Raw genomic sequence first — 15,599 nt, 5'->3', positions numbered from 1 at the left:
TAAAAATATGCCCAGTATTTTCAATTTTTATCTTATTTCTAAATCGATACAGTGAAAATTTAAATTTTTTATCGTTTTTTATCTTAATTTGATTTTTTATTGGCTTTAAAGGCAAGTAGTCCTTTTCATGGATGATTTATCAATTGATTATTCATATAAAATAGCCACACATGCGAAATAAACATCCACATGAAATAAGCACCTAAATGCTTATTTCATTCGCATCCGATTATGCACCGCCTGACTTAAAGTATGACTATCGACATATTCAAGTTCACCACCTTGCGGCACACCTTGCGCAATACGGGTCATCTGCACAGGCAAATGTTTGGTTGCTTCTACCAAATAGTGTGCTGTCGCTTGACCTTCTACGGTTGCATTGGTCGCCAAAATGACTTCAGTAATGTTGCCATCACTTAAACGCTGAACCAAATACGGAATACCAATTTCGTCAGGCCCAATGCCATCTAATGGCGATAAATGCCCACCTAAAACATGGTATTTACCACGGAAGCTGCCGCTTTGCTCAATCGCCATGACATCGGCTGGAGATTCCACCACGCAAAGCAAGTGTGCATCACGATCATGTGAGGCGCAAATATTGCAGACTTCATCTTCCGTTAATGAGTGACAAATCGAACATTCATGAATATAGCTAGTGGCTTCGTTCAAAGCATGAGCCAAACCGACTGCACCTTCTCTATTTTTCATAATCAGGTGCAATGCCATGCGTTGAGCCGATTTTGGCCCAACACTTGGCAAAATGCGTAGCGCTTGTACCAGTTGATCAAAACGATCACTAAACATACGCCGTTCCTTAGAATAAACCTGCCAAGCCTGGTGGCAAGCCCATGCCTGAGTTTGCAGACTTCATTTTTTCTTCAGCAATTGCTTCAACTTGACGGGCAGCATCATTCATTGCAGCGGCAATCAAATCTTCAATCATGTCTGCATCGTCTTGCAATAATTCAGGATTGATTTCAATGCGTTTGACCACATTACGGCAAGTCATAGTCACTTTCACTAAACCACCACCCGCTTCTGCATGCACTTCAGTTTGCGCAAGTTCTTCTTTGGCTTTTTTAATGTTGTTTTCCACTTCTTTTTGCATGCGCTGCGCTTGCTGCATCAACATATTAATGTTCATAAAAATCTCCGAACAAATGATCTATTTAGTTTTAAATGAGGTCTAAACCGCGCTCGATGTCGCGAATAATATCATCAATATCTTCCAAGCCAACAGAAACACGAATTAAACCTTCGCTGATACCTGCTGCTTGTTTGGCTTCTGGGGTCATTCTGCCATGCGATGTTGTTGCAGGATGGGTAATGGTTGATTTTACATCGCCCAAATTACTGGTGATAGATAGGAAGCGTGTGTTGTCAATCACAGTCCACGCGCCTTCACGCTCGCCTTTCACCACAAAAGATACAACACCACCAAAGCCAGACTGTTGTTTTTTCGCCAACTCATGCCCCGCATGATGCGGCAGACCTGCATAATACACTTTTTCAACTTTTGGATGTGCATCTAGCCACTCGGCAAGTTTTTGTGCGCTAGCGCAATGTGCTTTCATCCGCAGGCTTAAAGTTTCTAAACCTTTTAAGAAAATCCATGCGTTAAATGGACTTAATGAGTTACCCAAAGTACGAATCACACCGTTGATTTCTTCAACCAGTTTATCTTTGCCCACCACAGCGCCGCCTAAAGCACGTCCCTGCCCATCAATATATTTGGTCGATGAGTAGATAATTAGGTCAGCACCAAATTTAATTGGTTGTTGTAAAACTGGGGTACAGAAGGTGTTATCAACTGCAAATAAAGCATTATTTGCATGTGCAATATCGGCAATCGCTTGCAAGTCACCCACCTGAGCCAATGGGTTTGATGGTGTTTCAATAAATAACAAACGCGTATTTGGACGAATCGCTTGCTTCCAACTGTCTAAATCTTCTAAATCAACAAAAGTGACATCGACACCAAACTTCATCACGTATTTTTCAAATAGTGAAATGATCGAGCCAAATACAGCACGTGAACAGACTACATGATCACCCGCTTTAAGATAAGCCAAAGTGATCGCATGAACGGCCGCCATACCCGAACTTGTCGCAACCGCACGTTCTGCACCATCTAATACTGCCAAGCGTTTTTCAAAAGCCTGTACAGTTGGATTGGTATAACGTGAATAGGTATTGCCTTCAATTTCACCTGAGAATTTTGCAGCTGCATCGGCAGCATTTTCACAAACAAATGATGAAGTCAGGAAAATTGGCTCACTGTGTTCGCCTTCAATTGTACGGTTGTGTCCGGTACGAATTGCCAAAGTATCTAATTGATATTCAATGTCGTCGTGTTGACTCATCTTTACTGCTCAGCCCTAAACTTAGTCCTAAGACCTGTTTGTTAAATAATTGCCAACATTTTGAGTGCCAAGCGCATTTAAGGTCAAGGTAAAATGTATAAATATCGCTTAGACTTCATTCAAATCGGCGCCACGTGTGATGGAACACCTCATGAATCAGCTACAAAGAAAATTTAATCCGCACCGAAAAAAGCTTAAAAACCTCAGCACTCGCTTATTTAAAAGCCGTGATTTGATCTTATCTCAGACCACGCCATACGACATCGTGGCACGTTATAAGTATGCGCAGATTCGCTATTACGCTTCGCCAGATAAGCAATATAAAGAGCCGCTGGTTTTTGTTGCGCCTTTAGCAATTACCATGTCGATTTATGACTTATATCCTTATCGCTCTTTAGTGAAACATTTTCAGCATAGCGGTTTTGATGTGTATTTGGTTGATTGGGGACAATTGACCTATCAACATTGTCATTTAAATTTTATGGCTTTTATTCAGGATGCAATCCCTAATTGTATTCAACTCATTTTACAACACGCCAAAGTCGAACAAATTTCACTACATGGTTGGAGTATGGCGGGTATTTTTGCCATGCTTTATACCGCCGACCAACAAACAACTCATATTAAAAACTTGATGGTTTTGGGTAGCCCTGTAGATAGCTATGCTTCGGGGCGGGTTGGTAAACTCTTTCAACTGACCAATCAACTGATTTCTAAATATCCCAAATTGCAACATGCCTTTTATTCAGGAAAAATTCCAAAGCATTTAATTCATACACCGGGTTTAATCAATGCGATTGGTTTTAAGATTTTAGACCCTAGAGCATGGCTGGAAAGCAATAAACAGATGCTGTCGAATCTGCACGACTTACAAACCTTGCATGAAAACGCAACTTTAGCCAATTTTTTAAATAATATGATTGATTATCCGGGTGGGATTAATCAGGACATGGTATTGAATGTATGGCTGCAAAACCCACTCAAACAAGGTCATATTCAACTCAAACAACATCAGATAGACCTTAAAAATATTCATTGTTCACTTTTGGTCGGTGCGGGTGATAGCGATCAAATTGTCACTGCTGAAGCTGCTCAACCTTTATGTGAATTGACAAGTAGTACCGATGTCACGTTTACTCTTATTCCAGGTGGACATTTGGGTTTAATGTCCAGTCAAAAAAGTGCCAATGAATTCTGGCCTAAACTGACCACTTGGTTAGAACAACGATCTAGCAAAATTGCATAAAGAGAGCAAAAACATGATTCAATCTGTTGCATTTATTGGCTTAGGCGCAATGGGCTACCGCATGGCAGCCCATTTACCTAAACATTTTGATACGGTCTATGTCTGGAATCGTAACTTTGCCAAAGCCGAGCAACATGCTGCTGAATATGGCACACAAGCGGTTGAATTGGCTCAAGCGGTGCAAGCAGATATTATTTTTTCTTGCTTGCCCACCAGTACCGAAGTTGAAAACCTGATTGCACAAGTTCAACTTAAAGCAGGTTCAGTCTGGGTCGATTGCACCAGTGGCGTACCCGAAAGTGCTAAAAAATTGGTACAACAACTTGAAGCACAACAGATCGACTTTTTAGATGCACCTGTAAGCGGACAAACCATTGGTGCAGAAAATGCCACATTAACAGTCATGATTGGCGGTAAAGCTGCTGCTTTTGAAAAAGCCCTACCTGCAATTCAGGCTTTTGGTAAAGTGATTCAGCATGTGGGTGAACCTGGTGCTGGCTTTGCCGTAAAAGCGGTGAATAATATGTTAATGGCAGTGAGTTTGTGTGCTGCAGCTGAAGGTTTTACCACCTTAAAAGCACATGGCGTAAACTTAAATCAGGCCTTGCAATGCATAAATGCTTCAAGTGGTAAAAGCGCAGTAACGGAAATGATTTTGCCGCAGCGAGTACTGAATCGCGCTTTTCCAAATACTTTTGCACTCCCTTTACTGGCTAAAGACACAGGGATTGCATTAGATTTAGTCCATGAAGCAGCTTTGCCTGCACCTGTATTGGCTTTAACCCAAAGCCTGATTCAAGCAGCGAATTTAACCGCAGAAAAAGACAGTGATTTTTCCACTGCTGTGAAAATGTATGAATTATGGAGTAATATTACCCTAGAGTAAGAACTCGCCATTGAATATACAGCCATAAACCCAATAATGTGTATTAAGTGGCTAGTCACACCATCATTAAATAGAGGAAACTCTTATGAACAAGTTTAGCATTGCCGTATTTGCAAGCCTTGCAACTTTAATTGGGGCAAGTTCAACTACTTTTGCATCTGAACAAGAATGTCAAAAACTTAAAAATGACCATGATGTGATTTACGCATCAAAAGGCTTCTGTTTTAAAGATCCTGAAGCTAAAGCCCGTTTTGGTAATGACAACTGCTATACAACAAAGCCAAAGTTCTCTGAAAAAGAACAACAACGTCTTGACACAATCAAAGCACGTCAAAAAGAACTGAACTGTAAATAATCGTTCTGAAAAAAATAGCATAGGCTGAATTTAAGGAATCATAATGGCTTACGATGATCAAAATATTTTTGCAAGAATTCTACGTGGCGAACTTCCTGCGATTAAAGTGTATGAAGATGACCAAGTGCTTGCATTTATGGACATCATGCCGCAAGCCGATGGTCACACTCTTGTGATTCCTAAAACGCCTGCAGTGACTTTATTGGATTTACCCGCAGATGCAGCAGCCTATACTATTCAAATTGTGCAAAAAATTGCGAAAGCAATGGAGCAAGCTTTGGGTGTAGATGGTATCGTGTTAATGCAATTGTCAGGTACTAGTGCAGGTCAAACTGTCCCTCACGTGCATTTTCACTTAATTCCAACCTCGGTTCATCAACTTGGGAAACATGCTGCACAAATGGGCGATCAAGAAAAAATTAAAGCCCAAGCAGAAAAAATTAAAGCAGCGCTTTAAAAATTTCAAAAATGTCATACAAAATGAATGGAGCAACTGCTCCATTTTTTATTTAAATACAATTCAAATACTTAAAAATAAATCACAATTATTAGATCTCTTGCGAAAGTATAGTTTTATCTAATTTTTGAATTGGCTAAAAGCTCATAAAATATAGCTTTCGGGTGATTAAAATGTCACTAACGCAAGAAGTCTATTTATTACATTTTATTACCCGTCATCAAATTGTAATTTTTTCTTCACTTCAATGTCACGAAGTTTACAGATACTGCTTAGCAAGTTGGTGAGCTTGTGTAACTTTTTGTACACAAGCTAACTAAATAAGAAAGCAAGGCGAATGCCATTTTTAAAAGTGTTTTGGAGAAATCTTGATGAAAAAATTGCTTCTAGCAGCTACTGTTGCAGCAATGGGTGTAAGCGCAGCACAAGCAGCACCAACTTTGTATGGTAAGATCAATCTATCGGTTGACCAAATTCAAAATGATGATTTTGAAAAAGATCAAGATGTCACTGAATTAAATTCTAACGCTTCTCGTATTGGGGTTAAAGGCGAAGAAAAATTAACTGAAAATGTATCAGCAGTTTATGTGGCTGAATGGGAAATCAGTGCTGATGGTGATGAAAATGATGCTCAAACTTTCAAAAAACGTAATCTTTTTGGTGGTTTAAAGTTTGAAAATGTAGGTACTTTAAAAGCTGGTATTTTTGATTCTTATTTCAAAAATGCTGCTGGAAAATACCAAGATATCTTTAATGATCACACCCTTGATATCACAAACATGATGTATGGTGAAGATCGTCTTAAAAACTCTATAGGGTTTGAAACAGACAAAAAAATGCTAGGTGGCTTACAATTTAATATCCTAGCGCAACAAGGTGAAGATGCAACTAAAGACTATGCCACATCTGGTCAAAAAGGAAAACGCGATGGTTTTGGTGATTCTATCTCTACTTCTTTGACTTATGATAATAAAGATGTTGGTATCGCTCTTGCACTAGCAGGTAACTTTGGCGTTGAAGGTAAATACGCTGGAGTAGATAAAAAACTATATTCAGATGCTGTACGTGTGACTGGTTCTTACGATTTTAGCAAAGTAGGTGTAAACGGTTTAGTACTTGGTGCTCTTTACCAACAAGCAGAACCAACTGACAAAATTGTAGGTCTTGAAGGTTTAGAAGAAAAAGCTTGGTTACTTAGCTCAACATATAAAGTTGGCAACACACCATGGGTTGTTAAAGCTCAATACCAAACTGCTGAAACTACAGCTGACGCATTTGATGGTGATATCACCATTGACCAATATGGTATCGGTATTGACTACAACCTCAATAAACAAACTCGTTTCTACGGTGTTCTTGCACAACAAAAACTTGATATTACTGGTGTAGATCTTGAAGAAGATAACAAAACAGTATTTGGTTTAGGTATGGAATATAACTTCTAATCTTAAGATTAAAGTGAATTCTACAAATAAAAGGGCTTATGCCCTTTTATTTTTTCTTAAATTTAACGCTTTAAAAACCCAGACACTAAATTCATTACTTGCTGAATATCGTCATTGGCTTCTTGCTTACTCGTTTGCTCACCTTGTGGTGTCAATGAATCAATAATTTGCGGCAATACTGCAGAAATCGCATTATAAATATCTTGCTTTGGCGCCTGAGTTTGCTGTGCAACCTGCTCTACATCGGCATCATCAAATAAACTTTGTACTTGTTCAGCACCTACATGTGCATTTTCACCTGGGTCTGTAGACACCCAATCAGCCACCTGACTGGTTAAGCCCTGTCCTTTGAGTTTATCCAAAGCACCTTGCAATCCACCCTGTTTTTGAATCCATGCCAATACCAAAGGCAAGACTGCAATCAATAAACTTTGTGCACCTGAAGCACCTGTAGCAGAACGCTGTTGTTGCCCACCTAACTGACCAAGTACTGAACCCAAAATACCACCCAAGCCCCCTTGTGCAGATTGTTGGTTATTAGCACCAAGTTGCCCCAAAACTGAGCCTAAAATACCGCCCAATCCACCTTGAGATTGATTAGATTGCTGTTTCGCGCCCAATGCCTGCTTTGCTAAAATTTCAACAATATTGCTTAAATTAGTCATTTTATGTTCCTCAATATGCCCTTATGACAGCATACGAAGTTTTGACTGAATTTCGCGCTTGAAATTGTTAAATTTTGCAATATCCTAAATTTATGTTAAACATTTAACATTATTAGGTTTTTTGTTAGTTTAATCCAGCACTTACCAACGGAATTTATCCCAATTTTCAGGATTTGCCCAAAACTTAGAGTTAAACCAATCAGGCACGTGCTTATAAGTCAAAATATTAAATTGCCATAAGCATAAATGATGCTGCTCAAAGCGATGTTCAATCAATTGCGTAAAACCAAGCGCTCTAAGCAATTGCTCATCTTGACGCGTAGCAACCACCACAATACGCTTTGCAAATAAGTCACGTAGCTTCACCAAAATTTGCGAGGTGTGTTGCGGCGTCTGCGAGGCGAAATCTGAAGCATCCAAAAATATAACTGCCAAATCAAAACGTTGGGTAAAAGGCAGATTTAAAAATGCCAATGCGCTAAAATACTGCCATTGGATAGTTGGCTGCTCATCAGCCGCTTGATTGTTATGCTTCGGGCTTGCTTCAATATTTTGCCCTATACACAATGCAGTCGAAATTGGCTGTTGTTGAGATAAATCATCAATTAATGCTTGAATTAAACGCATTTCAGCCATCACTGCATTCCTTCATTTTTGAGAGAGTATTCTTATGGAACTACAAGGCATTTGCCATAAAATGCACGCAGGTCTTAAGGACCATAGTGTAACTGATGAACAGGTACACAAGGCAAATGTTGAATATAAATTTATTCTAGACCGTTCAGAAATTGACCTGCCTTTTAAGCTTGGGCAAGAACTCGAACTGGAATGGACTGGCAATATTTATTGTGTTTCTTGTGGCGTAAAAACCCCAAAATCCTATTCGCAAGGACATTGCTTTAAGTGTTTTAAAACCAAAGCATCTTGTGATATGTGCATCATGAAACCTGAAACCTGCCACTATCATTTAGGTACCTGTCGTGAAGATAGTTTTGCTCAAGAAGTCTGCTTTCAACCGCACATCGTATATTTAGCCAATTCAAGTGCTTTAAAAGTGGGAATCACCCGTTTAGGTCAAATGCCAACACGTTGGCTAGATCAGGGCGCAACTCAAGCCTTGCCAATTATGAAAGTCGGCTCACGCCGTTTATCTGGGCAATTGGAAGTTATGTTTGGTACACAAGTCGCAGATAAAACCGACTGGCGCAAACTACTCAAAGGCGAAGCAGAGCCGCTAAACCTAATTGAAGTGCGTGAACAACTGATTGAAGAGTTTGCGCCTAAAATTCAGACCATTCGTGATGAGTTTAGTCAAAACCTTGAATTCAACGAAACGGTAGAGCTTTTAGATCAGGAACTTCCGCGTGAATTTGTGTACCCTGTAGAACAGTATCCTGAGAAAATTAAATCGCATAACTTAGATAAAACCCCAATCATTCGCGGCAAACTGCAAGGAATTAAAGGGCAATATTTAATCTTGGATACAGGTGTCATCAACATTCGTAAATACACAGGTTATGAGCTAAAAATTCGCGCTGAATAAATCTTGAAACTGCTTGTCTAATCATTTTAAATGCACAAAAAAACCAGCAAATTTGCTGGTTTTTTTGTAGATGTTCATCACTTATTTGATTTTCGCTTTCGATTTCAAATATTGCGTATAGTCATCTAGCTCTTGTTGAGCACGTAATTGTTGATACAACTGCGCTAACTCTTTCAGTTGCTCAGGCGTTAAAGCATTCGATGTAGTATCGTTTACATTTGATACAGCTACCACCACCAATTCATTTGGTATAGATGCTGTTGTTACTGACCACATACCATCTTTAGGCGCAAGCACACTAAATGCAGCACGTTCAATTTCACGCTTTAACAAACCATCTGCACGGGTGAATGTGCCTGCATTTTCAAAACGGATTTGGTTTTTCGCCAAAACGGTCGCTGCAGGTTGAGTTTTAAAGGCATCCAACGCAGCTTGAATATCTTTTTTCGCTGCATCAAAGGCTTTTTTCTCAATCAGTTTAGCTTTTACGCGGGGTGTTGCTTCTTCTAAAGTTTGCACACCTGCGGCATGGTAATTACGCACTTTCACCCATACCACATCGCCATTGGCTAAAGTAATGTTACTCGATGCGTTGCGATCGCCATTTTTCACATCATCATTAAACAATTTAACTTTGACAGATGGCTGGCTTAAAACAGGATGCTGCGCCGCCAAAGTTAAACCATTAACAGATTCGACTTTGGCCGTTTTCACTTCTTCTGCCACAACATCTAAAGCATCACTACTCACCACCAATTCATTTAAGCTGTTGATGGTATCGGTATACGCATTTTCAGTTTTGGCTTTTTGCAACTCTGCCATTAAACGTGCTTTTTGAGTTTCAAACGCAGGGACTTGAACTGTAGCACCTTCTGTTTGAATCACATGATAGCCATATTGAGTTTTAATCGGCTGTGATACTTCACCAGATTTTAAGCTACCCACGGCTTTGTCAAAGGCATCGCCAAATACGCCTGCTTCATAACCTGCAACCTCACCACCTTTGGCTTTAGACTCAGGATCATCCGAATACTTTTGTGCAGCTGCAGTAAAGCTTGTACCTTGCTTAATTTCAGCTGCGGCTTGCTCTGCAAGTTTTTTAGCTGCGGCATCATCACGCGCATCGGTGGTGATTAAAATATGTTTCACTGTCGGTACAGCAGCACCTTTTTGAGTTTCGACAAACTTTTGATAAGCCTGTTGTAACTCTGCGTCAGTGACAGCCGTATTTGCAGGTGCAATATTGGCTGGAGTCACCACAATGTAATCGACATCAACGCTAGCAACCTGTTTAAAGGCATTGGCGTGCTGTTCATAATACGCAGCAATCTCTTGTGCATTTGTGATGATGTTTTTCTTGTAGTCATCTAACTTAATGCTAGATAAATGCAAAGTACGTTGCTGGGTTTGTAAATTGGCAATTTGCTGAATATCAGACGGGCTAACTAAAGCATAATCGGTAAAGCTAGCACTCAGCATTTTTAACGCATGGTCTTGGCGTAAATTTGCCACAAGCGCCTGATTGGTCATGCCTACAGATTGCAGATAGTTCGCATACAAGCTTTCAGAAAACTTGCCATCTTGTTGGAAATTCGGTTGCTGTGCAATCATTTGTTCAATTTGTGCATCGCTCAAAGAAATCCCTAATTTCTCAGCTTGTTGTAATAACAAGGTACGTGCAACCAACGTATCTTTGGCTTTGTTTTGAATATAATTTTGATTCAATAGTGTTTCATCACCATTGGTATAGGCCAAGTATTGTTCTTTCAAGGAATTGGTCAGATTATCTAATTCTCGTTTTGAAATTTGCTGACCATTGACTGTTTGTGCAGTGTCTTCAGACTGACCTCCACTAAAATATCCTTCAATACCTACAAGTGCTAAAGGGGTCAAGAACAAGACGAGCAAAACTTTGCCCAACCAACCCTTAATAACTTTACGAAAAGATTCCATAAGTATTCCAATATTTTATTTGTGCGAGATTTTAACTGAAAACCCTCAACGAATGAATGCGTTGAAGCCGTTTATTGACATTATTAATAAAAAACGCGCCAATTGGCGCGCTTTCTTGGCATTTTAAAAGATTATGCTACTGAATCTTTTAAACCTTTACCCGCTTTAAAGCTTGGTACTTTGCTTGCTTTAATTTCAAGTGTAGCACCTGTTTGTGGGTTACGACCTGTGCGAGCAGCACGCTCTTTCACATTAAATGTACCAAAACCAACGAGGGTTACAGTATCACCCGCTTTAAGCGCTTCAGTAATAGAAGCAATTGTTGCGTCTAAGGCCTTACCTGCATCAGTCTTAGACAATCCCCCTTTCTCTGCAATTGCATCGATTAATTCTGATTTATTCATGAAAATTACGTCCTCTTAATATCGTTTATTTAAGGTCCAGAGATTTAATTTAAATTACCGTAACGCCTTTATAGCAATGCTTTGAGGGTAAAAGCAATACTCCCTGCACGCTTTTATGCAAAATAAATGGTAAAAACGATGGAACTGTTAGCCTCTATTCAGTTTTGCCCTAAAATACCCGATGTATAATAAAGCAACATCCTTTAAGCCCCCTTTCCACAGAATTACTTTTTCGCAACATCTTCTTTTAATTGTTTATTTTCTTCAATCAACGCATCGACTTTGGCATGTAATTGCAGTACCAATTGCTCCAAATGTTGTAGGTCTTTTGCTGTCACCAAGCCAATTCTATTTAAAGAATGATTGACGCTATGGTCAATTAAACGCTCAACTTTATCTTTAGTATCAATGACCGACTCTTTGGCTTTTTCAGACACTTTTTCAACTGTTTGATCGGCAATTTCTGTAGTTTTAGATTCTAATTCCTCACCCACCTTGACCAGAGAGTCAAACAATTTATTGCCTTCTTCTTCTGCGCGTGAAAATGCACCTAAACCTGCTAGCCAAATTTGCTTGGTATATTTACGAAAATCGAGTGATGATTTACGTCCTGAGCGTAATTTATCTTTATTTTTCAATGTGGTTTCTGGTTCAACCAAATGCTTTTCTACGCTATCCGTCGTTTTTTCCATGAACCTCTCTCCTGCTTATTTTATGCGCACGTGAATGTAATAAACCTACAAAATGCTTTCATAATAGCAAATTAAATACTTGATCGTTTTGCTAAACTGTTCTACAAAGCAAGATTATTCGCTGCGCTTCTTAGAATGTATTCTCAACGAAGCGCAAAACAAGGAATTCAACTTTAGATTTAGGGACTTGATTTTATGAGTGATTCGCAACAAAGACAAAGTAATCCACATTTGTTGCTGACCATGCTCATGATTGTGCTGGAAACAATTTTTAGCTTTATTCTAAAACATGATCGTGTGGTCGCTTTGCAGGCTAAAAAGTTTGTCGACCAGAAAATCACCATTAAAATTAATAGCTATATTCCTTATTTCGACATTTACGTGGAATTCAATCCAAACGGCATCTTATTTGACAGCAAAGCACCTGAACAAGCTGTCGATTTAGATGTGCGCACCACCCTCATAGATTTATTTAAAATCTTTATTTTAGGTAATCGTCGCAGTATTAAACACATGCGTATAGATGGTGACATTACCCTTAAAGATGAGTTTCGTGATCTAATTTTGCATTTTAGTGCACCCAAAGTTTTAGCTGACTGGAAACAATGGCTGAAAGAAGCACCGCAAGAACAAGAAGTGATTGGTTCTAAAAAGCGCATTGCCCCACTTTTAGACAAAATTGATGAACAACGCTCTAAGATCAACACCCTACAAGTTGAGCTTAAACAGCATAAAAACCGTATTCGTCGGATTGAACGTCGTCAAAAGCGCATTAACATCGTCTTTGGTGTAATAACAGTACTATTAATTACGTTATTAGTGTATAATTTATGGATCGTTTAAACGCATTAAAATATCAAGAAAAACAGCGTAAATCCTCGCGCACAATATCACAATAAAATACTTGACTAATTTAGTCGGGATTCATAGAATACCCATATCTAGTCTAATCATGTGTATCGAATCATGCGCTTAACAACTCGCGGTCGCTACGCAGTGACTGCTCTACTTGATTTAGCTTTGCAGCCAACTGAACAAACGATCACGCTTGCTGAAATTGCAGCCCGTCAAACTATTTCTGTTGCTTATCTTGAGCAGTTATTCGCAAAACTTAAGCGCCACGGCTTAGTGTCTAGTGTTCGCGGTGCTAACGGTGGTTACCATTTAGCACGTAGTGCAAATGAAATCACTGTGCTAGAAATCATTGAAGCCGTAAACGAAACTGTTGATGCAACGCGTTGCGACCATAAAGGCAACTGTCAAAATGGTGCAATGTGCTTGACTCACGACTTATGGCAGGAACTCTCCCATCATATTGCCGACTATCTCGCTAAAATCTCACTTGCTGATTTAGTTGCGCGTGACAACGTACAAACTGTTGCCATTCGCCAGAACACAGCACCGTTTGATTCAGCTCTGTTATCGGTTACAGGTATTTGACATGAAACGTCCAATTTATCTTGACTACGCAGCAACCACTCCTGTAGATCCTCAAGTTGCAGAACGCATGATGGAGTGCCTGACTTTTGATGGGACTTTCGGTAATGCCGCTTCTCGTTCGCACGCTTATGGCTGGCAAGCAGAAGAAAAAGTTGAATATGCACGTGAACAAGTTGCGAACTTGATCAAAGCAGACCCACGTGAAATCGTGTGGACTTCTGGTGCAACAGAATCAGATAACCTTGCACTAAAAGGCGTAGCACAATTCTATTCGTCTAAAGGCAAACACATTATTACCTCTAAAATTGAACACAAAGCCATTTTAGATACCTGCCGTGAGCTTGAATCTGAAGGTTTTGAAATCACGTACTTAGAGCCACAACCACAAACAGGTTTAATTACACCTGAAATGGTTGAAGCGGCAATTCGTCCAGACACCATTTTAGTATCATTGATGATGGTCAATAACGAAATTGGTACGATTACCGATGTCGCTGCAATTGGCGAAATCACCCGTGCCAAAAAAATCTTCTTCCACGTTGATGCTGCGCAAGCTGCAGGTAAGGTAGAAATTGATTTATCTACCTTAAAAGTAGACTTAATGAGCTTCTCTGCACACAAAATCTATGGCCCTAAAGGTATTGGTGCGCTATTTGTACGCCGCAGTCCACGCGTACGCTTAAAAGCACAAATGCATGGTGGCGGTCATGAGCGTGGCATGCGTTCAGGCACACTTGCAACCCACCAAATTGTAGGTATGGGCGAAGCATTTGAACTTGCAGGCAAAAACTTGGCTTCTGAACAAGCCCGTTTACGTGTATTGCGCGACAAACTTTGGAATGGCTTGAACACCATGGAACAAGTTTTCCTGAATGGTCACCCAACACTAAACGTAGCCAACTATTTAAACGTCAGCTTCAACTTTGTTGAAGGTGAATCTTTAATGATGTCTCTTAAAGATGCTGCGGTATCTTCAGGTTCTGCGTGTACTTCAGCGACTTTAGAGCCATCTTATGTATTACGTGCACTAGGTCTTTCAGACGAACTTGCACACAGCTCAATTCGTTTCAGTTTTGGTAAATACACCACTGAAGAAGATATTGATCATGTCCTAACTGTGACTAAAGCTGCTGTTGAAAAGTTACGTGAACTTTCACCGCTTTGGGATATGTATAAAGAAGGGATTGACCTTTCTAAAGTAGAATGGACTGAACACTAATTCATCCCAAATCTAATGGCTTTGACAGGAAGCCATTAGATTGATAAAGGTAATTTCACCCCCATATTTATATTAAGGCTGACCCCGAGGTTTGGAGAAGCGACATGGCTTATAGCGATAAAGTAATTGATCATTACGAAAACCCTCGTAATGTTGGCGTTTTAGACAAAAATGCTGAAAACGTTGGTACAGGTATGGTGGGCGCACCTGCATGTGGCGATGTAATGCGCCTGCAAATTCAAGTCAATGACGAAGGCGTGATTGAAGAAGCACGTTTCAAAACTTATGGCTGTGGTTCTGCCATTGCTTCAAGTTCTTTGGTTACCGAGTGGCTTAAAGGCAAAACTTTAGATGAAGCACAAGCCATCAAGAACATTGATATTGCAACTGAACTTGCCCTTCCACCAGTGAAAGTACACTGCTCTGTATTGGCAGAAGATGCAATTAAAGCTGCTGTAGAAGACTATCGCAGCAAAAAGACCAAAGCTTAATTTACTAAGTTTTGTGGAAAAACAAACGGAGTTTTCATGATCAATTTAACTGAAAATGCTGCAACTCATATCAGCAATTATTTAAAGAATCGCGGTAAGGGTCAAGGTATTCGCGTTGGTGTGAAAACTTCAGGCTGTTCTGGTTTGGCTTATGTACTCGAATTTGTAGATGAAGTCGATACGCACGACCAAATGTTTGAACAGTTTGGTGTTAAAGTTTTCGTTGATCCGAAAAGCCTAGTTTACCTAGATGGCATGGAAATGGACTATGTCAAAAATGGTTTAAACGAAGGTTTCGAGTTTAACAACCCTAATAAAAAAGGTGAATGTGGCTGCGGTGAATCGTTCACGGTATAACAGCCATTTCCCTCTTTTTTGCTTAAAACAGTGTACAACACACTGTTTTAATTGCATTTATGCAGTCAATTTTGCACACT

Annotated in this window: 19 protein-coding genes; 11 read left to right on the top strand and 8 right to left on the bottom strand. The window is 39.7% G+C overall.

Annotated elements, in window-relative coordinates; all coding sequences use genetic code 11:
- Positions 1-210: 210 nt before the first annotated feature.
- Genes recR through HX743_RS12170 form a run of 3 tightly spaced genes read right to left on the bottom strand, consistent with a single transcriptional unit; the run spans position 211 to position 2,366 of the window.
- The gene (gene recR / locus HX743_RS12180) at positions 211-807 is read right to left on the bottom strand and encodes a recombination mediator RecR (protein ID WP_019837914.1); all 597 of its coding nucleotides are present in this window, start codon (positions 805-807) and stop codon (positions 211-213) included.
- Between the two features lie 10 nt (positions 808-817).
- Positions 818-1,147, bottom strand: a complete 330-nt coding sequence (locus tag HX743_RS12175; RefSeq protein WP_167845987.1) for a YbaB/EbfC family nucleoid-associated protein — start codon at positions 1,145-1,147, stop codon at positions 818-820.
- Between the two features lie 31 nt (positions 1,148-1,178).
- Positions 1,179-2,366: an O-succinylhomoserine sulfhydrylase gene (locus tag HX743_RS12170; protein ID WP_096901446.1), complete on the bottom strand. Its 1,188-nt coding sequence runs from the start codon at positions 2,364-2,366 to the stop codon at positions 1,179-1,181.
- Positions 2,367-2,517: 151 nt separating this feature from the next.
- On the opposite strand from HX743_RS12170, the gene HX743_RS12165 reads away from it, so the two are divergent.
- The 5 genes from HX743_RS12165 to HX743_RS12145 all read left to right on the top strand — a co-directional run bounded on the left by HX743_RS12165 (position 2,518) and on the right by HX743_RS12145 (position 6,755).
- The gene (locus HX743_RS12165) at positions 2,518-3,612 is read left to right on the top strand and encodes an alpha/beta fold hydrolase (RefSeq protein ID WP_131261453.1); all 1,095 of its coding nucleotides are present in this window, start codon (positions 2,518-2,520) and stop codon (positions 3,610-3,612) included.
- A gap of 13 nt (positions 3,613-3,625) precedes the next feature.
- Positions 3,626-4,498, top strand: coding sequence for an NAD(P)-dependent oxidoreductase (locus HX743_RS12160; protein ID WP_096901444.1), 873 nt, complete (start codon positions 3,626-3,628; stop codon positions 4,496-4,498).
- 85 nt (positions 4,499-4,583) lie between these two features.
- The gene (locus HX743_RS12155) at positions 4,584-4,853 is read left to right on the top strand and encodes a YARHG domain-containing protein (protein WP_136144526.1); all 270 of its coding nucleotides are present in this window, start codon (positions 4,584-4,586) and stop codon (positions 4,851-4,853) included.
- Between the two features lie 43 nt (positions 4,854-4,896).
- Positions 4,897-5,310, top strand: coding sequence for an HIT family protein (locus HX743_RS12150; protein ID WP_096901443.1), 414 nt, complete (start codon positions 4,897-4,899; stop codon positions 5,308-5,310).
- Positions 5,311-5,681: 371 nt separating this feature from the next.
- On the top strand, positions 5,682-6,755 hold the full coding sequence (locus HX743_RS12145; protein WP_136144525.1) for a porin: 1,074 nt from the start codon (positions 5,682-5,684) through the stop codon (positions 6,753-6,755).
- Positions 6,756-6,817: 62 nt separating this feature from the next.
- Here the strand turns inward: HX743_RS12145 and HX743_RS12140 are convergent, their stop codons facing one another.
- The gene (locus HX743_RS12140) at positions 6,818-7,420 is read right to left on the bottom strand and encodes a YidB family protein (protein ID WP_104851928.1); all 603 of its coding nucleotides are present in this window, start codon (positions 7,418-7,420) and stop codon (positions 6,818-6,820) included.
- Positions 7,421-7,561: 141 nt separating this feature from the next.
- Complete coding sequence (locus HX743_RS12135) at positions 7,562-8,056, bottom strand: DUF6231 family protein (RefSeq protein WP_178319347.1); 495 nt, start codon at positions 8,054-8,056, stop codon at positions 7,562-7,564.
- A gap of 34 nt (positions 8,057-8,090) precedes the next feature.
- Between HX743_RS12135 and HX743_RS12130 the strand changes: the two genes are divergently transcribed.
- Positions 8,091-8,963, top strand: coding sequence for a DUF2797 domain-containing protein (locus tag HX743_RS12130; RefSeq protein WP_178319346.1), 873 nt, complete (start codon positions 8,091-8,093; stop codon positions 8,961-8,963).
- Between the two features lie 81 nt (positions 8,964-9,044).
- On the opposite strand, the gene HX743_RS12125 is transcribed toward HX743_RS12130, so the two are convergent.
- The 3 genes from HX743_RS12125 to HX743_RS12115 form a co-directional block, all read right to left on the bottom strand.
- Positions 9,045-10,916, bottom strand: a complete 1,872-nt coding sequence (locus tag HX743_RS12125) for a SurA N-terminal domain-containing protein (RefSeq protein WP_178319345.1) — start codon at positions 10,914-10,916, stop codon at positions 9,045-9,047.
- A gap of 131 nt (positions 10,917-11,047) precedes the next feature.
- Positions 11,048-11,320 (bottom strand): HU family DNA-binding protein, encoded by a 273-nt coding sequence (locus HX743_RS12120; protein WP_004976639.1) that lies wholly within the window; start codon positions 11,318-11,320, stop codon positions 11,048-11,050.
- 224 nt (positions 11,321-11,544) lie between these two features.
- Entirely contained in the window at positions 11,545-12,012 is a 468-nt protein-coding gene (locus HX743_RS12115) for a phasin family protein (protein WP_136143973.1), read from the bottom strand.
- Positions 12,013-12,207: 195 nt separating this feature from the next.
- On the opposite strand from HX743_RS12115, the gene HX743_RS12110 reads away from it, so the two are divergent.
- From HX743_RS12110 to iscA, 5 genes are all read left to right on the top strand, one after another.
- Positions 12,208-12,855, top strand: coding sequence for a hypothetical protein (locus HX743_RS12110; protein ID WP_004976643.1), 648 nt, complete (start codon positions 12,208-12,210; stop codon positions 12,853-12,855).
- Between the two features lie 123 nt (positions 12,856-12,978).
- The gene (locus HX743_RS12105; RefSeq protein ID WP_004976645.1) at positions 12,979-13,452 is read left to right on the top strand and encodes an Rrf2 family transcriptional regulator; all 474 of its coding nucleotides are present in this window, start codon (positions 12,979-12,981) and stop codon (positions 13,450-13,452) included.
- Between the two features lies 1 nt (position 13,453).
- A complete protein-coding gene (locus HX743_RS12100; protein WP_004976647.1) occupies positions 13,454-14,671 on the top strand; it encodes an IscS subfamily cysteine desulfurase in 1,218 nt (405 codons plus the stop codon).
- 104 nt (positions 14,672-14,775) lie between these two features.
- A complete protein-coding gene (iscU, locus tag HX743_RS12095) occupies positions 14,776-15,162 on the top strand; it encodes a Fe-S cluster assembly scaffold IscU (protein WP_004976649.1) in 387 nt (128 codons plus the stop codon).
- A 36-nt stretch (positions 15,163-15,198) separates the two neighbouring features.
- Positions 15,199-15,519, top strand: coding sequence for an iron-sulfur cluster assembly protein IscA (iscA, locus tag HX743_RS12090; protein WP_004976650.1), 321 nt, complete (start codon positions 15,199-15,201; stop codon positions 15,517-15,519).
- Positions 15,520-15,599 lie beyond the last annotated feature (80 nt).

This window comes from Acinetobacter sp. Swhac1, from assembly GCF_013390985.1.
GTDB lineage: Bacteria > Pseudomonadota > Gammaproteobacteria > Pseudomonadales > Moraxellaceae > Acinetobacter > Acinetobacter towneri.
Note: the sequence above shows the minus strand (reverse complement) of the source record. Positions and strands in the feature narration are given on the sequence as shown.